Annotated in this window: 19 protein-coding genes and 1 tRNA gene; 7 read left to right on the forward strand and 13 right to left on the reverse strand. The window is 68.8% G+C overall.

Annotated features, from left to right (window positions below; all coding sequences use genetic code 11):
- Together Q8R27_RS10300 and Q8R27_RS10305 are read right to left on the reverse strand one after the other, a co-directional pair.
- Positions 1-602: DUF72 domain-containing protein (locus Q8R27_RS10300; RefSeq protein WP_305698937.1), on the reverse strand; the 602-nt coding region annotated here is incomplete at its 3' end.
- A 6-nt stretch (positions 603-608) separates the two neighbouring features.
- Positions 609-1,130 (reverse strand): phasin family protein, encoded by a 522-nt coding sequence (locus Q8R27_RS10305; RefSeq protein WP_305698938.1) that lies wholly within the window; start codon positions 1,128-1,130, stop codon positions 609-611.
- Between the two features lie 110 nt (positions 1,131-1,240).
- Here Q8R27_RS10305 and Q8R27_RS10310 point away from each other — a divergent pair, with 110 nt between their 5' ends.
- Entirely contained in the window at positions 1,241-2,005 is a 765-nt protein-coding gene (locus Q8R27_RS10310) for a histidine phosphatase family protein (protein ID WP_305698939.1), read from the forward strand.
- Positions 2,002-2,898, forward strand: a complete 897-nt coding sequence (locus Q8R27_RS10315; protein ID WP_305698940.1) for an NAD(P)H-hydrate dehydratase — start codon at positions 2,002-2,004, stop codon at positions 2,896-2,898. The genes Q8R27_RS10310 and Q8R27_RS10315 overlap by 4 nt, the downstream gene beginning before the upstream one ends.
- Here Q8R27_RS10315 and Q8R27_RS10320 read toward each other — a convergent pair.
- The 5 genes from Q8R27_RS10320 to Q8R27_RS10345 all read right to left on the reverse strand — a co-directional run bounded on the left by Q8R27_RS10320 (position 2,895) and on the right by Q8R27_RS10345 (position 7,070).
- Complete coding sequence (locus tag Q8R27_RS10320) at positions 2,895-4,991, reverse strand: catalase (RefSeq protein WP_305698941.1); 2,097 nt, start codon at positions 4,989-4,991, stop codon at positions 2,895-2,897. The genes Q8R27_RS10315 and Q8R27_RS10320 overlap by 4 nt on opposite strands.
- 103 nt (positions 4,992-5,094) lie before the next feature.
- Entirely contained in the window at positions 5,095-5,481 is a 387-nt protein-coding gene (locus tag Q8R27_RS10325) for a VOC family protein (RefSeq protein ID WP_305698942.1), read from the reverse strand.
- A 31-nt stretch (positions 5,482-5,512) separates the two neighbouring features.
- On the reverse strand, positions 5,513-5,932 hold the full coding sequence (locus Q8R27_RS10330) for a DoxX family protein (protein WP_305698943.1): 420 nt from the start codon (positions 5,930-5,932) through the stop codon (positions 5,513-5,515).
- Positions 5,933-6,053: 121 nt separating this feature from the next.
- Positions 6,054-6,314 (reverse strand): hypothetical protein, encoded by a 261-nt coding sequence (locus Q8R27_RS10335; RefSeq protein WP_305698944.1) that lies wholly within the window; start codon positions 6,312-6,314, stop codon positions 6,054-6,056.
- A 453-nt stretch (positions 6,315-6,767) separates the two neighbouring features.
- Positions 6,768-7,070: a hypothetical protein gene (locus Q8R27_RS10345; RefSeq protein ID WP_305698945.1), complete on the reverse strand. Its 303-nt coding sequence runs from the start codon at positions 7,068-7,070 to the stop codon at positions 6,768-6,770.
- Positions 7,071-7,294: 224 nt separating this feature from the next.
- Here Q8R27_RS10345 and Q8R27_RS10350 point away from each other — a divergent pair, with 224 nt between their 5' ends.
- Entirely contained in the window at positions 7,295-8,050 is a 756-nt protein-coding gene (locus Q8R27_RS10350) for a sulfite exporter TauE/SafE family protein (protein ID WP_305698946.1), read from the forward strand.
- Here the strand turns inward: Q8R27_RS10350 and Q8R27_RS10355 are convergent.
- Positions 8,047-9,093, reverse strand: a complete 1,047-nt coding sequence (locus Q8R27_RS10355; RefSeq protein WP_305698947.1) for a retropepsin-like aspartic protease — start codon at positions 9,091-9,093, stop codon at positions 8,047-8,049. The two genes, Q8R27_RS10350 and Q8R27_RS10355, sit on opposite strands and share 4 nt — an antisense overlap.
- 9 nt (positions 9,094-9,102) lie before the next feature.
- Here Q8R27_RS10355 and Q8R27_RS10360 point away from each other — a divergent pair, with 9 nt between their 5' ends.
- Positions 9,103-10,764, forward strand: coding sequence for a glycosyltransferase family 4 protein (locus tag Q8R27_RS10360; RefSeq protein WP_305698948.1), 1,662 nt, complete (start codon positions 9,103-9,105; stop codon positions 10,762-10,764).
- A gap of 74 nt (positions 10,765-10,838) precedes the next feature.
- Positions 10,839-11,030: a hypothetical protein gene (locus Q8R27_RS10365; protein ID WP_305698949.1), complete on the forward strand. Its 192-nt coding sequence runs from the start codon at positions 10,839-10,841 to the stop codon at positions 11,028-11,030.
- 40 nt (positions 11,031-11,070) lie between these two features.
- Here the strand turns inward: Q8R27_RS10365 and Q8R27_RS10370 are convergent, their stop codons facing one another.
- The 3 genes from Q8R27_RS10370 to Q8R27_RS10380 all read right to left on the reverse strand — a co-directional run bounded on the left by Q8R27_RS10370 (position 11,071) and on the right by Q8R27_RS10380 (position 18,160).
- On the reverse strand, positions 11,071-12,090 hold the full coding sequence (locus Q8R27_RS10370; protein ID WP_305698950.1) for an aldo/keto reductase: 1,020 nt from the start codon (positions 12,088-12,090) through the stop codon (positions 11,071-11,073).
- Positions 12,091-12,164: 74 nt separating this feature from the next.
- Positions 12,165-16,706, reverse strand: a complete 4,542-nt coding sequence (gltB, locus tag Q8R27_RS10375; RefSeq protein ID WP_305698951.1) for a glutamate synthase large subunit — start codon at positions 16,704-16,706, stop codon at positions 12,165-12,167.
- A gap of 5 nt (positions 16,707-16,711) precedes the next feature.
- Positions 16,712-18,160 carry an NAD(P)-dependent oxidoreductase gene (locus Q8R27_RS10380; RefSeq protein ID WP_305698952.1) on the reverse strand — a complete coding sequence of 483 codons (1,449 nt, stop codon included), beginning with the start codon at positions 18,158-18,160 and terminating at the stop codon, positions 16,712-16,714.
- 205 nt (positions 18,161-18,365) lie between these two features.
- On the opposite strand from Q8R27_RS10380, the gene Q8R27_RS10385 reads away from it, so the two are divergent.
- On the forward strand, positions 18,366-19,163 hold the full coding sequence (locus Q8R27_RS10385) for an undecaprenyl-diphosphate phosphatase (protein WP_305698953.1): 798 nt from the start codon (positions 18,366-18,368) through the stop codon (positions 19,161-19,163).
- 27 nt (positions 19,164-19,190) lie between these two features.
- Here the strand turns inward: Q8R27_RS10385 and Q8R27_RS10390 are convergent, their stop codons facing one another.
- Together Q8R27_RS10390 and Q8R27_RS10395 are read right to left on the reverse strand one after the other, a co-directional pair.
- The gene (locus Q8R27_RS10390) at positions 19,191-20,093 is read right to left on the reverse strand and encodes a sulfotransferase domain-containing protein (protein WP_305698954.1); all 903 of its coding nucleotides are present in this window, start codon (positions 20,091-20,093) and stop codon (positions 19,191-19,193) included.
- 71 nt (positions 20,094-20,164) lie between these two features.
- Entirely contained in the window at positions 20,165-21,124 is a 960-nt protein-coding gene (locus Q8R27_RS10395; RefSeq protein WP_305698955.1) for a complex I NDUFA9 subunit family protein, read from the reverse strand.
- Positions 21,125-21,278: 154 nt separating this feature from the next.
- On the opposite strand from Q8R27_RS10395, the gene Q8R27_RS10400 reads away from it, so the two are divergent.
- Positions 21,279-21,365, forward strand: a tRNA-Leu gene (locus tag Q8R27_RS10400).

Consider the following 21,365-nt stretch of genomic DNA (forward strand, 5'->3'; position numbering starts at 1 on the left):
GCCGCGGCGTCGTAGTCGGAGGCGTACATCCGCGGCGAGCCATGCAATCGCCAGTAGGCCAGACCCGACCATCCGCCCGGCGACGCCGCCAGCGGATGCGGCGCGGGGTGGGCGGCCACGCGGGCGATGCGATGGGCGATCAGCAGATCGTCCGCCGCGCCTTCGAACCAGCTCGCATGGCGCGGTTCACAGGCCACGGATCCGCTCCACCGGGTCCGGAGATCATCGAAGAAGCGCGCGGCGACGACCGCGTCGAACGCCAGCTTGGGGGGAAGTTGAACGAGCAGCGGCCCGAGCTTGCCGCTCAGGCCGCCGATCTGCAGCAGGAACGCCGCCAGGCCCTCCGCACAATCAACCAGCCTCGCCTCGTGTGTGATGGCGCGCGGCGCCTTCACAGCGAAGCGGAAGCCATCGGGCGTAGCGTCGCGCCAGCGTTCATAGGTCTGCCGGCGGTGCGGGCGATAGAAGCTCGAGTTCACCTCGACGGCCGACAGCCGGGCGGAATAACGCTGCAGCACCGAGCCGTCTGCAGGAAACGCGTCGGCGGCCGCGCGCGGGACGGACCAGCCGGCCGTCCCGATGCGCAGTCGCCCATCCTGCATCGCGCGTCAGGCCGCCAGGCGTTCGGCGCTGGCGAACGGATTGACGCCCAGGCGCACCGGCCAGGCGCCGCCGCCCGCGACCCGGCCCATCAGGCCGGTGATGCGGTGGAACTGATCCAGCGCGGCGGCGAATGCTGCGCCGCTGACGCTGACCTGCAGCGCCAACAGGTCCTGAGGCGAGCGGACCTGGGTCAGCGCGCTGAACGCCTGGGCGTTGCGTTGCAGGGTCTCCTGGCCAAAGCGGGCGACGCCGGTGAACAGGTCCTGCAACGCTTCCGACGCGTCGGCCGCAACGGGCTCAGCAGCGGCTTGCAGGATCTCGGCGGCCTCGACCGGAGCTTCGAGCAGTCGCATGGCGACCGGTTCAGCGGCCTGCACCATGGTCTCGACCGCTTCGGGAATCTTATCCGACAAGGTTTCGGCAGTGGCCTGGGCCTGCTCGGCGGCGGCGTCGAACGTGGCGAACGCCTCAGTGGCGGCGGGCTCGACCTGTTCGAAAGGGTCGGTCGGTTTGGGCGGTTTGGGCATGCGAAATCTCCTTTGTTGCACTGCAACGTGCGAGGCGACGATCGGCGCCAACGCTCTAGCTAAGTTATGTGACGCGGGAGCCAGCGGCCGGCGATGCGCGTTGTCGGCCCATGCAGTCACGTTGGCCGGCGCGCCTATGGATCGTGCGACATGGTGAGAGCGCTGGTAATGTAGCGCGCGATCTGGCGATGGCCTCGGGGTCGTCACGGATCGACATCTCCCAGCGCGACGTCGATGTGCCCTTGAGCCCGCTGGGCGAGGAACAGGCCCTGGCGCTGGGGCGGTGGTTTTCAACGCTCGAAGAGCATGAGCGGCCGCAGGTGGTGCTGACCTCGCCCTATCTGCGCGCCACCCGCACCGCCGAGCTGATAGCGTCCGTCGGCGGCGTAGCGTCGGATGCGCCGCCCAGGGCGATCGACGAGCGACTGCGCGAGCGCGAGTTCGGCATACTCGATCGCCTTACCACCGGCGGCGTGCGCGAGTTCCACCCGGAGCAGGCGGAGTTCCGCCGGCTGCTGGGCAAGTTCTATCACCGGCCGCCCGGCGGCGAGAGCTGGTGCGACGTGATCCTGCGGCTGCGCAGCGCGCTCGACACTGTCAGCCTGCACTACGCCGAGCGCCGGGTGTTGATCATCGGCCACCAGGTGGTGGTGTTGTGCCTGCGTTACCTGCTGGAGAACCTCACCGAGCAGAGCCTGCTGGAGATCGACGCCACCGCGGAGGTGGCCAACTGCGGGGTCACGGAATATGCGTTCGACCCGCAGGTCGCGCCGGACGGGGCGCTGAAGCTGCTCCGCTACAACTTCACGGCGCCGCTCGAACAGGGCGGCGCCCCGGTCACTTCGAAACCCGACGCGATCGCAGGCGCGCGATGAGCGCGCCGCTCGCCGTGTCGCTCGACATGCTCGCCGATGGGTTCCCCCTGCCCGCCCTGCACCAGGGCGCCGACAAGGAAACGCGCGGGCGAGTGCTGGTGGTCGGCGGCGGCGCGCAGGTTCCGGGTGCGCCGATTCTCACCGGCGTCGCGGCGTTGCGGGCGGGCGCCGGCAAGCTGCAGCTTGCAGCGACCGCCGGGTCTGCGCTGGCGATGGGACTGGCGGTTCCCGAGGCCGCAGTCGTTTCCGTCGCGGCGGACGCCGACGGCGAGATGGCGGCGGAGGCCGCGAAGGACCTGGAGGCCTATGTGGGCCGCGCGCATTCGGTCGTGGTCGGCCCCGGCATGGCGGACGAGGCCGCCGCCGCCGAACTGGCTTGCCGGCTGATGCGGCAGGAGACTCAGGCGGCGTTCGTGATCGACGCTGCGGCGATGACGGGCCTGGACCTGCATGCCAAGGCGACACGCACCCTTGGAGGGCGGCTGGTGTTGACGCCGCACGCTGGCGAAATGGCTAGCCTGACAGGATGGAGCAAGCAGGCGGTGGCGAACGCGCCGCTGGACGCCGCGCGCCTTGTCGCCCAGGCGCTGCATGCGATCGTGGTGATGAAGGGCGAGGAGACCTTCATCGTCTCGCCGGACGGACGGGCATGGAGCCACGCAGGCGGCGTCATCGGATTGGCGACGTCCGGCTCGGGCGATGTGCTGGCGGGGGTGATCGCCGGGCTGCTGGCGCGCGGCGCATCCCCGCTGGCGGCGGCTGTCTGGGGCGTCTGCCTGCACGGCGGCGCTGGCGCGCGGCTGTCGCAGCGGATCGGACCGCTGGGGTTCCTGGCCCGCGAGCTGCCCGCGGAGATCCCGGGGTTGCTCGCGGACGCAGGGGCTAACGTCTAGGCCAGCTTGCGCACGCCCGGCTCACGCTCCCACTGACGCGTACGGGCCGGTGCGATGAAGGCGTCCGCGCCGCCGGCCAGATCGACGACCCCTGGATCGGGGACGACTCCGGCCTTGTCGAGCAGCGGCTGGCTCTGGGCGGTGTAGCCGATCGCCTTCAGGTGCCCAAAGGCGTCCTTGGCGAAGTCGACCGCGGCGCCCTCGTTCAGCAGATCGGCGCAGCCGGCTTCGGACAACACCAGAGCGACCGCGTCGAACAGCACGGACGGCGAGCCGGCGAGCTGGCCGTCGGCCGGCAGTTGCTTGCCGTCCTTCAGCTTCACGCCGCCGATCTTCGGGGCGATGATCTTGACGCTGGCGCCCTCGGCTGTTGCGGCCTTGCGGACAGCCTCGACCACCGCGCCATCGGCGCCGTCGGTGACCAGGATGGCCACCGCCCTGCCCTTCAGGGTCGGCGGATACTTGCCTACGATACGCAAGGCCGGCGACGGCTCCATGTCCTGGGCCGCCACAGCAGGCTTGGAGGCCTTGGGCAGGGGCAGCCCCAGTCCCGCCGCGACGCGGTTCGCCAATTCGGCGTCGACGTTCTGCAGGTTGGCCAGCACCCGGTCACGCACGTGGTCGAGCGTCACCTTGGACAGTTCGAAGACGATGGCGCTGGCCAGGTGGGCCTGCTCGATCGGCGTTTGCGAGCGGAAAAACAGCCGCGCGTGGCTGTAGTGGTCGGCGAAGGTTTCGGCGCGCAGCCGGACCTTCGCGCCCTCCAGCGGCACGGCGGTCGTGCGGAACCCGCCCTTGGGATCCTCGCGCGGGCCGCCGATCTCGCCTGCCTCGGCCAGGCTGTTGGGCTCGTAGTTGGCGCGACCCTTGAAAACCTGGGTCTGCATGTGGCCGTCCCGCTGCATATTCATGAACGGGCAGCCCTTGGCCTGGTTGATCGGCAGCTGGTGGAAGTTCACCGTGCCGAGGCGCGAGAGCTGGGTGTCCTGGTAGGAGAACAGCCGGCCCTGCAGCAGCGGGTCTTCCGACACATCGATGCCGGGCGGCATGTTGGTAGGCAGGAAGGCGGACTGCTCGGTCTCGGCGAAGAAGTTGTCCGGGTTGCGGTCCAGCACCATGCGTCCGACGACGCGGATCGGGACCAGCTCCTCGGGGATCACCTTGGTGGCGTCGAGGATGTCGAACGGCAGGGCGTCGGCCTCGGCCTGGCTAAGCAGTTGGACGCCAAACTCCCATTCGGGGAAGTCGCCCTTGTCGATCGCTTCGAACAGGTCGCGGCGGTGATAGTCCGGATCGGCGCCGGCGATCTTCACCGCTTCGTCCCAGCAAGTGGACTGGGCGCCCAGCTTCGGCCGCCAGTGGAACTTGACGAAGGTCGCCTCGTCCTTGTCGTTCAACAGGCGGAAGGTGTTGACGCCGAAGCCCTCGATCATCCGCAGCGAACGGGGGATGCCCCGGTCCGACATCGCCCACATGATCATGTGGGTGGTCTCCGGCATCAGGCCCACGAAGTCCCAGAATGTGTCGTGGGCGCTGGCGGCCTGCGGATAGCCGCGATCGGCCTCCATCTTCACGGCATGGACCAGGTCCGGGAACTTGATCGCGTCCTGAATGAAGAACACCGGGATGTTGTTGCCGACGAGGTCCCAGTTGCCTTCTTTGGTGTAGAGTTTCACCGCAAAGCCGCGCACGTCGCGCGGCGTGTCCACCGAGCCCGCGCCGCCGGCGACGGTGGAAAAGCGGGTGAACACCTCGGTGCGGGCGCCGACCTCGGTCAGCACCTTGGCGCGGGTGTACTGGGCCAGCGATTCCGTCAGTTCGAAATAGCCGTGGGCGGCCGACCCGCGGGCGTGGACGATGCGCTCGGGGATGCGCTCATGGTCGAAGTGTTGGATCTTCTCGCGGAGGATGAAGTCCTCCAACAGGGTCGCGCCGCGCACACCCGCCTTCAGCGAGTTCTGGTTGTCGCTGAGCGGCACACCATGGTTGGTGGTCAGGCGCTCGGCGGGATTGGACGCGGTCTGATGGGTTTCGCCGCCGTTCCCGACAGAGGTCTGGATTGGGCTGGGCGGCGGCGCCTTGGAGGTGGCCATGTTCGGGATTCCGTTGGGCTGATTGAAGCAAATGCTTCAGCCCAACGCGACCCGAGGGATTTGGTGACGGAGGAATACGTCGATCTTCGCGAAGCCCGCGCCGTCAGCCCGGCATGTGCATCACTTCCCACACATGGCCGTCGAGGTCCTGGAAGCTGCAGCCGTACATCGGGCCGTGTTCCATGATCGGCTTCCAGGGCTTGCCGCCGGCCGCGAGGGCCTTGGCGAGGGTCTCGTCGACTTCGGCGCGACTGTCCGCCGACAGGCAGGTGATCACCTCGGTGGCCTTGGCCCCGTCGCCGATCTCGCCGTTGATGAAGTCACGGAAACGCGCCTGGGTGAGCAACATGGCGAAGATGTTCTCCTCGATCACCATGCAGGCGCCGTCATCGTTGGTGTAGTCGGCGTTGAAGGTGAAACCGAGGGCGGAAAAGAAGGCCTTCGAGGCGGGAAGGTCCTTCACGGGCAGGTTGACGAAGATCATGCGCATGTCGGGCGGCTCCTAGAACGGATGTTGGGGATCAGCGACGGATGGGGAACAGAGCCCGCAACCGCGGGTCGCGCAGGTAGAGGCCGCCCCACATCGCCAGGCCAAGGTAGACGCCGAACAGGATGTGGCTGAACAGCGGATCAGCGATGCGCACGTGGGTGGCGACGGCCCCGCCCAGGACGCCGGTCATCAGCACCGCACCCAGCACTGAGGTGCGCGGGAACAGGTAGAGCGCCACGAAGATCAGCTCCATCACCCCGATGCCGCGGGCCAGCTCCGGCGGCCAGCCCATCTGCACCATCGTGTCGTCCACGACCTTCATGCCGATCAGCTTGATCGCGATGTCCATGACCATGAACAGGACGAAGGCGGCGCTGAGCACGCGGCCGGTCCAGAGCATGGCCTTGCCTGATCCAGGTGTCGCGGTCTCGGCTGGCGTGGTGGTGGTCATGCGAGTCTCCTTGCAGAGGTCGCCATGGAGTCAGCCATGGCCCTTGTTCGATGCAAGGACGCACGCAAACATCACTAGCCGACAAGTCCCGTCGGCATTTCCTCATGCAGCCCAGATCGAGTCAGCCGCCGCGGGCGTCAGAGGGCAGGATGGCGCCGTCGGCGTCCGTCGGGATTTCAGCCCCGTCCGGCCGGTCGTCCCGGACCACGGCGCCCTCGCCGGTGTTGCGGGTGAAGTTCTCTGGGTGAGCCACCGCACTTGCGCGAAGCTCGCCGTTGGGCAGCCGCTCGTTGCCATCGAGGCCGTGGGCGGTGCGCCCTCGCTCTTCCGGCGGCAGCGGACGTCTGGGGTTGGATAAGCCGTCCTGCTCAGGCGTGATCATCTCAGCAGCTCCATTCTCATTGGAACGAAAGCGCACGACACGGGGTCGGTTGCGGAGAGCTTGCTGAAAAAGGCGCCGCAGCGACGCGATGACCATACGCCTGATCGCATGCGTACGCGATGGGACGCTTCGTCAACCTGGGCGGCGCGCGGCCACCCAGCGCTCGATATCATGAGGGACAGCGGGCTGCAGGGTGCAGGTGCGCACGCGGCCGGACTTGTGCGAGCTGATCAGACCGCTGGCCTCGAGGACCTGGAGGTGCTGGACGACCGCGGCAGCGTCATCGACAGAGGCGCGGCGAGCTCGCTGACCGAGGCCGGGCCGCGACCCAACCGCTCGACGATAGCGCGGCATCGTATCGGGAAGGGTTCTGCGCCGCGGGGAGGCGACGTCAAGGCCGGACTGGCGCCCGACGACGCTAAGGCCGTCGGACGTCAGGGAAAGCCGATCGGCTTAGTTCGGCGCCGGGATCGCGGTCGGATGCGCGGCGACAAAGGCCTTGCACATCTTGTTGCGGAGCATCGTGCGGTAAGCCAGCGACTTGCAGGTCTTCATTTGCGCGATTTCGGCCTTGGTCATCGCCGGCGTGGCGGCGGCTTCCTTGGCGGGCTCGCTGGCGGGCGTTTCGGACGCCGGCGCTTGGTTGGCGGCGAGCTTGGTTTCCGCCGCGTGATCATGACCTTCGTGAGCGAAAGCGGCGCCGCCGACGAGCGCAATCAGGGCCGCGCCAATGGCGGCCGACTTGAACTGAATCATTTAGATTATCCCCATCAGAGACCGCGCAAAAAGGCTCGGCGGCCATGTTACCAAGGGCCTGTAACGTCATATATCGATCGGTTTGTCGACCATTTGAGGTTCATCACGTCCGATTCCTGCTGATCCGTGGCGGATTGAGCATGGAACCACCCGGAATCGGGCATGTATGTTTCTACGTTGCAATGCAACAAATCCGGGCCGCCAGAGGCCGTTGAGGCAGGCCCATGGAACTGTTGATTCTGGTCGCCGCTGGCGCGATCGCCGGTGCGATGAACGCCGTCGCCGGGGGCGGCACCTTCCTCACCCTGCCTGCGTTGATCGCCGCGGGCGTGCCGCCTGTTCTGGCCAACGCCTCGTCGACCGTCGCGCTGTTCCCCGCCGCGCTGTCCAGCGTCTGGGCCTACCGAAAACAGCTCCGGCCGATCGGTCCGGTGAGCCTGAGGGCGTTGGTGGGAGTCAGCATCGCCGGCGGCCTGGCCGGCGCGCTGCTGTTGCTGTTCACGCCCGGCGCGGTGTTCGACAAAGTGCTGCCCTGGCTGTTGCTGCTGGCGGCGATGATGATCCTCTCTGGCGGCAAGCTGCGGGCCTGGCTGGCGGCGCGCGGTCACAGGATCGGGCCGCGAACGACCCTGACAGGCCAGTTTATCGTGGCGATCTACGGCGGCTATTTCGGCGGCGCGGTGGGACTGATCACCATGGCGCTCTGGGCCCTGCTCAGCGAGCTGGACTTCCAGGCCGCGGCGCCCGCGCGACTGGCCACGGTGGCGGCGGCCAACGCGGCGGCGGTGACCTGCTTCATCGTCGCCGGCGCTGTGTGGTGGCCTCAGGCGATCGCGGTGCTGGCCGGCGGCGTGATCGGCGGATACTGGGGCGCGAAGGCGGGCGGGCGGCTGCCGGCGGGCGTGGTGCGGATCGCGGTGATCGCGGTCACCTGGGTGACCACCGCGGTGTTCTTCTGGCGCGGGTACGGTCCCAACTAGGGATGCGCGCGCGCGCCTGAGAGGTGCATTCGTCCCGCTGGGAGGTCGATCAGCACACGGAACGTTCGCAGGGCTTCGACGCCCAGCAAGCCCTTGGGGAACCCGGGCAGCCTTCGCTGGGCGAACACATGGACGTCCACCGCCCCGAACGGCAGGCCGGCCATCACCAGGCTGCGCGCACGGACGATGCGGCTCTGGGTCACGCCGCCCAGGACGATGGTCGCGGCAGGACGCGCCGCGCGCCCGTCCATGAGACCCACGGCTTCGGCGACGTCCGACGCTAGAGCCAGGGCGGAGGAGGCGCCGGTGTCCAGCAGCACCTCCAGCGCGGCGCCTTCGACCAGCACTTCGACCATCAGCGCGCGGCCCTTCCGGCGTGTGGCGGCAGCGACGGCGCCCTGAGGCGGCAGCGTCTGGCCCGGCGGGCAGAAGCGCACGCGCCGGGCGGGGAAGTCGATGTCGGCCATGACCTCGCCCAGCACATCCTGGCCGAGGATCAGCGGCGTTGAAAGGCCCGCCGCACCGGTGATCGGTCCGAGGTCGAGCACCGCGGCGCGAAGGTTTTCGATGCGCAGGTCGCCCAGCTGCACGTCCAGCCCGACTCCACGGCCGAGCTGCGCGTCGCCGCCGGCGCCGTGCGCGAGTATCGGCACGCCCAGCCGCGGCAGGCCAAGAACCTGCGCGAGCGAGGCGTCGATCACCGAATACTGGGCGCCGCTGTCCAGTAGCGCCCGCACAGGCGTCTTGCCGACCGTGACGTCGAGGGTCACCAGGGGTTGGCGCCAGGCGGCGAAGGTGAGCCAGCCGCTGGTCTGCGCGCCTGGTTCGAAGGTCGCGCGAGGCGCGCGCCACAGCACCTGATCGCGCAGCAGCCACGCCGCGCCGCCGGCTGCGCCCAGCCAGGCGACCTGCTTGAGGAATGAGCGACGCGCGACCAAGCCTGCGATATGGCCCGGCGCGCGCGGATGCGCCAGCGTCGGCCGGCTTGCCGTGCGGATGCGATGGAGGCACAGGATGACCCGGCCCTGCCCTCCCGTCGACACGAGCCCGCCTTGCCCGCCCGCCTAGCGATCCACCATCCGCCCGGCCGAATGGGCGTCCGCAACAATCCGTTCGGCATGGACGTCGCCAACTTCGAGCTGTTCCGCGCTCTGGCCCAGCACGGCGGCTACGAGGCCTTGCACGTTCTCAGCCACGTTGAGGTGGGCGCGGGCGAGATCGACGTGCTGCGCGAGGGCGCCGCACGGCCTCCGCGGCTGACCATCGGCAGCGTGCTGGACCAGGGCGCAGCGCAGGCCGCCGGCGTCGTGCTGCGCGGCCGCCCCGACCTCTATGACCTCGCATGGCTGCGGCGTCGCAGCCTCGGCGATCGGGCGTTCAGCCTGGTGGGTCTGATCCACACCCTGGCGCCGCCGGCCACACGCCAGACCATCGGCATGGCCGCCGTTGGCCCAACCCAACCCTGGGACGCGCTGATCTGCACGTCGCCTGCCGTCCAGGCCCAGACGACGCAGATGTTCGACGCTTGGGGCGACTACCTGGCCGAGCGGTTCGCGGGCAAGCCGGGACCCCGGCCGATGCTGCCGTTGGTCCCGCTGGGCGTCGACCTGCCACGCCTGAGCGCCGCCGCCGATAGACCGGACGCCCGCGCCGCGCTGCGCGCCCGGCTGGGGCTTGGCGCCGACGACGTTCTGGCGATCTGGGTCGGCCGGCTGTCGTATTTCGAGAAGGCGTTTCCGCAGCCGATGTTCCGGGCGCTGGAAGAGGCGGCTCAGGCGACCGGCGCGCGGGTCCATTTCGCCATGGCCGGCTGGTTTCCCGAGCCCGAGAACCGCGCGATGTACGAGGCGGCCGCCCGCGCCTACGCGCCGTCCGTGCCGCTGCATCTGCTGGACGGCAATGACCGCGCGCTGCTGGACGAGGTGTGGGCGGGCGCCGACATCTTCCTGTCGCTGGTCGACAACATCCAGGAGACCTTCGGGATCACGCCGCTGGAGGCGATGGCCTCGGGCCTGCCCGTGGTGGTCAGCGACTGGGACGGCTACCGCTACACGGTGCGCGACGGGCGCGACGGCTTCCTGATCCCGACGCTGGGCGGGCCGTCGCCGGCGCTGGGGCGCGCGCTCAGCGGCCGTCATGTGATGGGGCTGGATTCCTACCAGACCTATGTGGGCAGCGTCGCGCAGTATACCGCCGTGAACGTGCCGGCCGCCGCCGCCGCCCTCGCAGAGCTGATCCGCTCGCCCGAACTTCGCCGGCGGATGGGCGCGTCCGGACGCCAGAGGGTGCGGGAGGCGTTTGACTGGCCGGTGGTGATCGGCCAGCTCAACGCGCTGTTCGACGAGCTCACGCAGATCCGCGCCGCCGCGCCCGACGTCCAGAGCCGCCACCGCGACAACCCGCTGAAGGGCGAGCCGTTCGCCGACTTCGCCGGCTTCGCCACCTCGGTCCTGCACCTGGACATGCGGCTGATCGCCAGGCCGCAGGCGGGGCCTGCAGACCTGACGCGCGCAGCGAGCCTGGAACTCGACCAGGTGGCGGCGATCTGGCGGGCGACGCCCGCCGAATGCGGGCAGGCGCTGGCCGCGGTGGTGGACGGGGCTGGCTCGGTCCGTGCGGTGCTGGAGCGCTTTCCCGTTCAGCGACGGCGCGCCGTGGAACTCGGCCTCATCTGGATGATGAAGCTCGGGATCCTCGACTGGGTCGGCGGCTGAGCAAGCTTGGGTGCAGGAACGCGGCGGCGCGTCCGGCCGTTGGTCGGGCTCCCCAGCAACCGTGGAGTCCTCTGATGAGCGACGACAAGAACCGCGATCCACAGCAACAGACCACCGATCCGCAGCGGCCGACGCCCGATCAACAACAGCGCCAGAACAGCAAGCCCACCGGCGGCGGCGCAGCGCCTGGCGAAGGCCTGAGCAGCGGCGTCGACACGGGACACATCGAACCCGGCAAGACCCAAGGCGCCAACTCGGCGGGATGAGCGTGACGGGCCGGCTTCGCGCCGGCCCGCCGACCTTGGCTCAAGTCGCCGCGGCGACGCGCACCCGACGGCCCTCGATCGGATAGGCCGGGTCGTTGTAGCCGGGCGTCGAGGGGTGGCCGGTGACCACCAGTCGGTTGACCAGCGCCTCGTCCTCGGGGGTGAAGCCGTAGTCCAGGGCGGCGAGATAGTCGTCCCACTGCTCCTCGGTGCGAGGCCCCGCGATCACCGAGCTGACCGAGGCGTTGTTCAGCACCCATTGCACGGCGAAGGCGGTTGTGTTGGCGCCCTTGGCCTCGACGTGGCTCTTGATCTCACGGGCGTGCTGCATGGACTCGCGGCGGAACTCGGTCTGCAACAGGCGCGGATCGTTGCGGGCGGCGCGGGTGTCGGCGGCGGGCTGCGCGTCGGGATCGTACTTGCCGGTCAGCACGCCACGGGCCAGCGGGCTGTAGGGCACCACGCCCAGGCCGTAGTAGTCGCAGGCCGGCAGGTGCTCGATCTCGGGCGTCCGGTTCATGGCGTTGTAGGCGGGCTGGCTGACCACCGGGCGATCGATGCCCAAGTCGTCGCAGATGCGGCACATCTCGGCGATGCGCCAGGACCGGTAGTTGGACACCCCGAAGTAGCGGATCTTGCCCTGGGCCATCAGGTCGCCCATCGCCCGCGCCGTCTCGGCCAGGGGCGTCGAGTGGTCTTCGCGGTGCAGGTAATAGACGTCGATATAGGAGGTGCCGAGGCGCTTCAGGCTGTCGTCGGCTTCACGCATGATCCACTTGCGCGAGGCGCCGGACTCGTTCGGGCCGCGGCCCATGTTGCCAGCGACCTTGGTGGCGATGATCCAGTCGTCGCGTTGGGCGGCGACCGCGCGGCCGACCACCTCCTCCGACTTGCCGGCGTTGTAGACGTCGGCGGTGTCAATGAAGTTGACCCCCTTGTCGCGCGCCTTGTCGATGATGCGCTTGGAGGTCGGCTCGTCGGTCTGGCCGCCGAACATCATCGCCCCCAGGCAAAGCTCGGAGACCTTGAGGCCGCTGCGGCCCAGTGAACGATATTGCATGGCGTCGTTTCCTTAGCTGGAATTCGTCGGTCCGCGTTTATCACGCCAATCCAGTCGGGAAACTGCACCTGCAACTAGGCGCGGTGGTGGACGGCCTCCTCGCGCTCCAGAGGCGCATCGAGGCGGCCCAGCATTTCCTTCGGCACGACCTGGCGGAACTGCGGCAGGCGACGGGCCCAGTCACGCAGGATGTCCTGCGCAAACGGCGAGCCGGTCTCGCGGGCATGCTCCTCGACGAGAGCATGCAGCACGCCTTCCCAATGGGCGGAGGCGACGGGACGCAACACCACGCTGTCGGGATTCACCGAGGCTTCGAAACGGCCGTCGACGTCCAACACGAACGCCATGCCGCCGGTCATGCCGGCCGCGAAGTTGAAGCCCACGGGACCCAGGATCACCGCGGTTCCGCCAGTCATGTACTCCAGGCCGTTGGCGCCGCAGCCCTCGACCACGGTGACAGCGCCGGAGTTGCGCACGCCGAAGCGCTCGCCCGCCAGGCCTGCGGCGAACAGGCGGCCGGATGTCGCGCCATAGAGCACGGTATTGCCGATCAGGGCGTTGACGTGCGGATCGGCCAGGTGCGGCGAAGGCCGGATCACCAGGGTCGCGCCGGACAGCCCCTTGCCGACATAGTCGTTCGCCTCGCCGGTCAGCTCGACGCGCAGGCCCTGGACCGCGAAAGCCCCGAGGCTCTGGCCGGCCGAACCCTTGAGCTGGACGGTAAGGTGGCCGGGCGCGAGGCCGGTCATGCCGAAGCGGCGGACGATGTGCGAGGAGGTCCGCGCGCCGATCGCACGCGCGGTGTTCTGCACCGTGTAGGTCAGCTGCATCTTCTCGCCGCGGTCGAGCAGGGGCGCGGCGTCGCGCACGATCTGGGCGTCGAGGGTGTCGGGCACCTCGTTGCGGCCCTCGACCACGCACCACCGCGGGTTGGAGCCGGGGTCGGCGCGCACCAGGAGCGGGTTCAGGTCTAGGTCGTCCAGGTGCTCGCCGCCGCGCGACACCTGGGTCAGCAGATCGGTGCGCCCGACGATGTCGCGCAGGCTGCGGAAGCCCAGGCGGGCCAGGATCTCGCGGACCTCCTCGGCGATGAAGGTGAAGAGGTTGATCACCTTGTCGGGACTGCCCGAGAACTTCTCGCGCAAGGCCTCGTCCTGGGTGCAGACGCCGACCGGACAGGTGTTGGAGTGGCACTGTCGCACCATGATGCAGCCCATGGCGATCAGGCTGGCGGTGCCGATGCCGAACTCCTCGGCGCCGAGCATGGCGGCGATCACCACGTCGCGACCGGTGCGCATGCCGCCGTCCGCCCGCAGCCGCACGGAGTGGCGCAGGTTGTTCAGCGTCAGCACCTGATTGGCCTCCGACAGGCCCATCTCCCAGGGGCCGCCGGCGTGCTTGATCGAGGTCTGCGACGACGCGCCGGTGCCGCCGACGTTGCCGGAGATCAGGATCACGTCGGCCTTGGCCTTGGCGACGCCCGCGGCGATGGCGCCGATGCCGGTCATCGCCACCAGCTTCACACAGACCCGCGCGATCGGGTTGATCTGCTTCAGGTCGTAGATGAGCTGCGCCAGGTCCTCGATCGAGTAGATGTCGTGGTGCGGCGGCGGCGAGATCAGCATCACGCCCGGCGTCGCGTGACGCAGGCGCGCGATTAGCTCGGTGACCTTGAAGCCGGGCAGTTGGCCGCCTTCGCCGGGCTTGGCCCCCTGGCTGACCTTGATCTCGATCTCGCGGCATTGGTTCAGGTATTCGGCGGTCACGCCGAACCGCCCCGAGGCGATCTGCTTGACCGCGGAGTTCGGATTGTCGCCGTTGGGCAAAGGCTTGTAGCGCGCGGAGTCCTCGCCGCCTTCGCCGGACACCGACTTGGCCCCGATGCGGTTCATGGCGATGTTCAGCGTGCCGTGCGCTTCGGGCGACAGGGCGCCGAGGCTCATCCCAGGCGTGACGAAGCGCTTGCGGATCTCGTTGACGCTCTCGACCTCGTCAAGGTTCACCGCCGGCGCGCTGGAGCGCCAGTCCAGCAGGTCGCGCAGCTGGATCGCCGGCTGGGCGCGCAGGCCCTCGGCGTAGCGCTTGTAGGCGCCGTAGTCGCCGGTGTCGCAGGCCCGTTGCAGGGTGTGGATCATCCGCGCCTCGAAGGCGTGGCTCTCGCCCGCGCGACGCGCCTTGTAGAAGCCGCCGACCGGCAGGTGGACCGCGCCCGGCTCCCAGGCGCGCAGATGCAGCTCGACCGCCTTGGCCTCGACGCCGGCCAGGCCGATGCCGGAGATGCGCGACGGCATGCCGGGGAAGAACTCCGCCACCAGGGCGCGCGACAGGCCGACCGCCTCGAAGTTGTAGCCGCCCCGGTATGACGAGATCACCGAGATGCCCATCTTGGAGATGATCTTCAGCAGGCCGCCCTCGATGGCGCCCTTGAAGTTCAGGCAGAGCTCGCGCAGCGACCGGCCGCCGGTCAGCCCGCGTTCCATCCGGTCGAGGAAGCTTTCCTGCGCCAGATAGGCGTTCACCGTCGTCGCCCCGACGCCGATCAGCACCGCGAAATAGGGGGTGTCGAGGCACTCGGCCGCCCGCACGATGATCGAGACGTAGGAGCGCAGCCCCTTCTGGACCAGCCAGGAATGCACGCCGCCAGTGGCCAGGATCATCGGCAGGGCGACGCGGTCCGGGCCCGAGCCCTGGTCGGTGAGCACGATGGTCGAGCAGCCGCGCAGGGCCGCGTCCTCCGCCTCGGCGCGGATGCGGTCGAGGTTGGCGCGCAAAGCGTCCCCAGGGCGCGATTCCGCCACCGGGATCGGCATGGTGCAGTCGATGACGCAGATGCTGACCTCGCCGATGGCGGCGATCACGCGCTCGTACATGCCATTGGTCAGCACCGGGGAATCGAGCACGAACACGTCGGTCTGGGTGGCGTCCTCCGCCAGGATGTTGCCGAGGTTCTTGAACCGGGTCTTCAGGCTCATCACGCCGGTTTCGCGTAAGGAGTCGATCGGCGGGTTGGTCACCTGGCTGAAGTTCTGCCGGAAGAAGTGCGACAGCGGCCGATAGGCCTCCGACAGCACCGCCAGCGGGGTGTCGTCGCCCATCGAGCCCACGGCTTCCTTGCCGTCCTCGACCATCGGGGCCAGCACCAGTTCAAGGTCCTCCAGCGACAGGCCGGCGGCGGCCTGGCGGCGCACCAGCTCCTCGCGGGCATAGAGCCGCTCTTCCGGCCCCGGACCGACCTCCTCCTCCAGCTCGACCATGTTGCCCAACCACTGGTCGTAGGGATGCAGGCCCGCCAGGCGGTCGATGATCTCCTGTTCGCCGTACAGGCGGCCCTCGGCCAGGTCGACGGCCAGCATGCGGCCCGGCGCGATGTGCGTCTTGCGCACGATCCGGCTTTCCTCGACGCGGCACATGCCGGCCTCGGAGCCGACGATCAGCAGGCCGTCGTCAGTGTAGGCGACACGCATGGGGCGCAGGCCGTTGCGGTCCTTGCCGGCCACCACCCAGCGGCCGTCGGTGGCGCACACCGCCGCCGGGCCGTCCCAGGGCTCCATCACCGCGTTGCAATAGGCGTAGAGCGCCTTGTGCTCGGGCTTGATCTGGGCGTCGCTGAGCGCGTTCCAGGCTTCGGGGATCAACAGGGTCTTGGCCATCGGCGCGTCGCGGCCGGCGCGCACCAGGATCTCGAAGGTGTTGTCCAGCGCCGCGGAGTCCGAACCGCCCGGCTGGATCACCGGCTTGACGTCCTCGCCCAAGTCGCCGAACGCAGTGGCGGCCATGCGGATCTCATGGCTGCGCATCCAGTTGACGTTGCCCTTGATCGTATTGATCTCGCCGTTGTGGGCCAACATGCGGAACGGCTGGGCCAGCCGCCATTCCGGGAAGGTGTTGGTCGAATAGCGCTGGTGGAAGATCGCCACGGCGGCGGCGAACCGCTCGTCGGTCAGGTCGGGATAGAAGGCGTCGATGTGCTCGGCGAGGAACATCCCCTTGTAGATCAGCGAACGGGCCGACAGCGAGCAGATGTAGAAGTGCGGCAGGTTCGCCTGGGCGACCCGCTTCTCGATGCGCCGACGGCACAGGAACAGCGCACGCTCCAGCGCCTCGCCCTCGAGGCCCGCGGGCGGCGACAGCATGATCTGCTCGATCTCGGGCCGCGTGGCGTTGGCCTTTTCGCCGATCACCCGCGTGTCCACCGGCACCTGACGCCAGCCGTAGATATAGAAGCCGAAGCGCAGGGCTTCGGACTCAACGATTGTGCGCGCCGACTCCTGATCGGCCAGGTCGTTGCGCGGCAGGAAGATCTGTCCGACCACCACCGGCCCGGGCCGCAGCGTGTGGCCGATGCGCGCGACCTGGTCGGCGAAGAAGTCCTGGGGGACGCTCAGCAGGATGCCGGCGCCGTCGCCGGTCTTGCCGTCGGCGTCCACCGCGCCGCGGTGCCAGACGGCCTTCAGCGCGCGGATCGCCAGATCGACGACCTCGCGGCGCGGCTTGCCGTCCACGGCGCAGACCAGGCCGACGCCACAGGCGTCACGTTCCGACGACGGGTCGTAGGCGTGGCCGTCAATCAGCCGCTGGCGGTTGGCGAGATAGCGTTGGGTGTCGTTCAGGACCATGGCGCTCACTCCGCGGCGATCAGGGCGGCCGACTGGGCGGGAGCCGACAGACGGCGGTGGATGGCGTCGGCGGCGTCGCGGCCGTCGCGGATCGCCCAGACCACCAGGGATGCGCCGCGCACGATGTCGCCGGCGGCGAACACGCCGTCCATGCTGGTCTCCAGGGTGCGCAGGTCGGCCTTCACCGTGCCCCATCGGCTGACCGCCAAGCCCGGCGCGTCGAACGCGCTCGGCAGATCCTCGGGATCGAAGCCCAGCGCCTTGATCACCAAGTCGGCGGGCAGATCGAAGTCCGCACCCTCGACCTCTTCGATCCCTTGGCGGCCGGTGACGTCGGGCGCCGACAGCCGCATGCGCGAGGCGCGCACGCCGGTGACGCCGGAAGCCTCGCCGGTCACGGCGCGCGGCGCGCCCAGCCATTCGAACACCACGCCTTCCTCCTCGGCGTGCGACACCTCGCGGGCTGAGCCCGGCATGTTGGCGCGGTCACGGCGATAGAGGCAGGTGACGCTGGCCGCGCCCTGGCGCACGGCGGTGCGCACGCAGTCCATGGCGGTGTCGCCGCCGCCTATCACCACGACGCGGCGACCCTCGGCGTTCAGTTCGCCGGAGCGGAATTCAGGCACGGCCTCGCCCAGGCCTTCGCGGTTCGAGGCGATCAGGTAGTCGAGCGCCGGCGCGACGCCGGCTGAGCCGACGCCGGGGACCACAAGGTCGCGCGCGGCGTAGACGCCCGTGGCGATCAGCACCGCGTCGTGTCGCGTGCGCAGATCCGTCAGACTTGCATCGCGCCCGACCTCGAAATTGAGGCGGAATTCGATCCCGCCTTCGACCAGGCGGCGGGTCCGGCGCTCGACTACGTCCTTCTCGAGCTTGAAGTTGGGGATGCCGTAGATCAGCAGTCCACCCGGGCGATCGTGGCGGTCGTAGACAGTGACCGCGTAGCCCATCTCGCGCAGTCGTTCGGCGGCGGCCAGGCCGGCGGGGCCCGCGCCGATCACGCCGACGGAGGCGCCGCGATCGACGCCGGGGCGTAGCGGCTGGACCCAGCCCTCCTCCCAGGCCTTGTCGCTCAGGTAGCGTTCGACGGCGCCGATGGTCACCGTGCCGTGGCCCGACTGCTCGATGACGCAGTTGCCCTCGCACAGGCGGTCCTGCGGGCAGATGCGACCGCAGATCTCCGGCATCGAATTGGTCGCCTGGGAAAGCCCATAGGCCTCCTCCAGACGACCCTCCGCGGTCATCCGCAGCCAGTCGGGGATGTTGTTATGGAGCGGACAGTGAGTCTGGCAGAACGGCACGCCGCACTGGGAACAACGCGACGCCTGTTCGCTCGCCTTGGCGTCGATGAAGTCGGCGTAGATCTCATGGAAGTCGCCCGTGCGCGTTTCAGCGTCACGCTTGGAAGGCGTAGTGCGCGCCACGGTCGTGAACTTCAGCATCCGCTCGGCCATGGTCGGCTCCTCTCGAAGGGCCATCTAGTCGAACAAGGTGGCGGTTGAAAGTATATAGACTAATAATTGGTCTTTCTCGGAGACGATTTGGATCGATATTTGCAGATTCGCTCAGCAGGCGACCGGATTTAGTCCATAAAATGGATGAAGATGTTATTTACCATCCGAGCGCTCTCTCAGCGTTCGCAGCATAAGGGGACGCCAAGTGCCGGATTGGCTGAACGCCATCATCCTCGGCCTGATCGAAGGGCTGACGGAATTCATTCCCGTTTCGTCGACGGGCCACCTGTTGCTCGCCAAATCAGCGCTGGGGCTGCCGGACGGCTTCTGGGACACCTTTTGCGTGCTGATCCAGTTAGGCGCGATCCTGGCGGTGGTGGCGCTCTACTTCCAACGGCTGTGGAGCGTGTTGATCCGCGCGCCGAAGGATGCTGAAGCGCGGCGCTTCATCGCCTCGGTGCTGGTGGCCTTCCTGCCGGCCGTTGTGCTGGGCGTGCTGCTGCACGACCTGATCAAGGAGGTGTTGTTCGAGAGCCCCCGGCTGATCTGCTGGTCGCTGATCGTCGGCGGCGTCGCCCTGCTGGCGATCGACCGCTGGCCGCCTCCGGCGCGACGCCACGACGCCATGAAGCTCAGCCTGCCGACAGCACTGGGCGTCGGGCTCATGCAGTGCCTGTCGATGATCCCCGGCGTCTCGCGCTCGGGCGCGACCATCGTCGGCGGCGTGCTGCTGGGCGTGGAGAAGCGCGCGGCGGCGGAGTTCTCGTTCTTCCTGGCGATCCCGACCATGGCCGGCGCCTTCGCCTATGACCTCTACAAGAGCCGCGACGCGCTGAATCTCGACCAGGCAGGCCTGATCGGCCTGGGTTTCCTGGTGGCGTTCGTCTCCGGCTTGGTGGTGGTCAAGGCGATGCTCGACTTCGTCAGCCGGCGCGGCCTCGCCCCGTTCGGCTGGTGGCGGATCGTCGTCGGCGTGGCCGGACTCGTGCTGCTGGCGCGGTAGGCCCGCTAACTCGCTCCCGACGCCGCCCTATTCCTCACCCGTCATCAACCAACGGGCGCAGTCGGGGCCGAGCTTTTCGACCGCCATGCGCTCATAGGCGAGGCTTTCCGCCGGGCTCAGCACGTCGTGCCAACGGCCGTTGACGCCCTTGTTGATGAAGGTCTTGGCCCCGCCCTCGAACACGCGCCCGCCCATCGGGGCCATCTCCTCGGCGTGCGCCTTCATGTAGTCGAAGGTGCAATGCTCGACGACCTTCGGCCATTGAGCGTCCGGGATGTCGATATCCAGGAAATCGGCGATCTCGCGCATCTCACCGGCCAGGTCGGCCTTCAGCCTGGCGAAATGCACCAGCTTGACGTTGGGCAGCTGACGCACTGCCCACCAACTCGAGATGTTGTCCCAGAACGACCAGAACGGCTGCCCATCCTGTTCCAGCCAGGTGCGGAAGTAGCGCCTGATGTCGGGATCGGGCCGCTCGATCGGCGGGCCGACGCGCCCCGGCGTGTCGTTGAGCACGTCGTACCAGAGCTGGTTGGCGTTGGCGTGGTGGTTGTAGAGGCTCCACAGCACGTCGCGCCCGTCGCGGCCGACGTACAAATACTTGGCCTTCGGCGAGAACAGCAGGGCGTCGACCGGCAGGTGAGTCTTGATGATCCGCCGATGGGTCTGGGCCTCGACCGCCTGACGCGCCTGCGGCGGGATGACGCGCATGTCCCACCACGGCGAGATCTCGTGGATCGGCACGTCGGTCGCACCCTTGAAGACCAGCTGCCCGACGATCTGCTGGGTCCAGGTGGTGCCGGACTTGCCGTAGGTGCCGACGATGACGTCGTCGTCCCGGAACCTGAAGTCGTTCCAGGCGGTGGAATCCATGTGGTGGTTGTGCAGCTCGCGCGTCTTGCGCGGCCACGCAATGGTCGTCTGGTCCATGGTCTGAGCCCCTAGTTCAGAGGCTGCAGACTACACCCGAGAAGCGCGGCTGTGCAGTCCCGTAGCGCCCGTCAAGCGGGCGCGCGGGCGGCTTGATCGGCGAACTGCCCGCCACGGCGGTAGCGATAGAGATAGCTGCCGATCATCGACTCCGCCGATGTCGGCGTGATCCCGAGATCGGCGAGCCCCGGCGCGTGGCCGCTGGGCACGTTGTCGGTGCGCAGCATCTCCACCTGATCGGCGGTGATCGGCGGCTTCACCGGCAGCAGGCCCGCGAGCTTGCCGAGTATGCCGGCGACCGGGAACGGCAGCGGCGCGAGGAAGCGGCGCAGGCCGGTTTCGGCCAGCACCAGCTCCATCAACTGGCGGAAGGTATAGACCGCCGGCCCGCCCAGTTCGTAGGTGCGGCCCGCACAATCGGGGTCGGCCAGCACGGCGGCGACCGCCTGGGCCACGTCGCCGACGAACACCGGCTGGAACCGCGTATGGCCGCCGCCGATCAGCGGCAGCGCCGGGCTGATCTGGGCCATGGCGGCGAAGCGGTTGAAGAAATCGTCCTCGGGACCGAACACCACCGAGGGACGCAGCACCACCGCGCGGGGCAGCAGCTCGCGCACGGCGGCCTCGCCCTCGGCCTTGGTGCGGGCGTACTTGGCGGCCGAGGCGGGATCGGCGCCCAGGGCGGACATCTGCACGAATTGCTGGACGCCTTCGTCGCGCGCGGCGGCGGCGATGGTGCGCGCGCCCATCACATGCAGCGCCTGGAAACCCTGGCGGCCGCCTTCGTACAGCACGCCGACCAGGTTGACGCAGGCGCTCGCGCCCTCCAGCGCCCGGCGCACGGAGGCTTCGTTGCGGACGTTGGCCTGGGCGATGTCGATCTGGCCCACATCTCCGTTCAGGCGCATCTCATAGGCGAGGTTGGGCTGACGCACGGCCACGCGGATGCGCCAGCCGCGCTTGGCGAGCGCGCGAACGACCTGGGAGCCGACGAAGCCGGATCCGCCGAACACGGTCACCAGGTTCTGCATGAGGGGCCCTTTCGCTCCGCAAGACGCTCAGCCGATAGACGATGCGGCTGCGCGCCGCAATGAGACGAGACGCGCGCATCGGGCGCGCAAGTCGCCGTTGACCCGTTTGGGGCGGCGCCCTATCAGTCCCGCCTCCCGCTCCCAAGCGGACGGGGCCCAGGTGGCGGAATTGGTAGACGCGCTGGCTTCAGGTGCCAGTGGCCGTAAGGTCGTGAAGGTTCGAGTCCTTTCCTGGGCACCA

The organism is Phenylobacterium sp. (genome assembly GCF_030697305.1).
Lineage (GTDB): Bacteria > Pseudomonadota > Alphaproteobacteria > Caulobacterales > Caulobacteraceae > Phenylobacterium.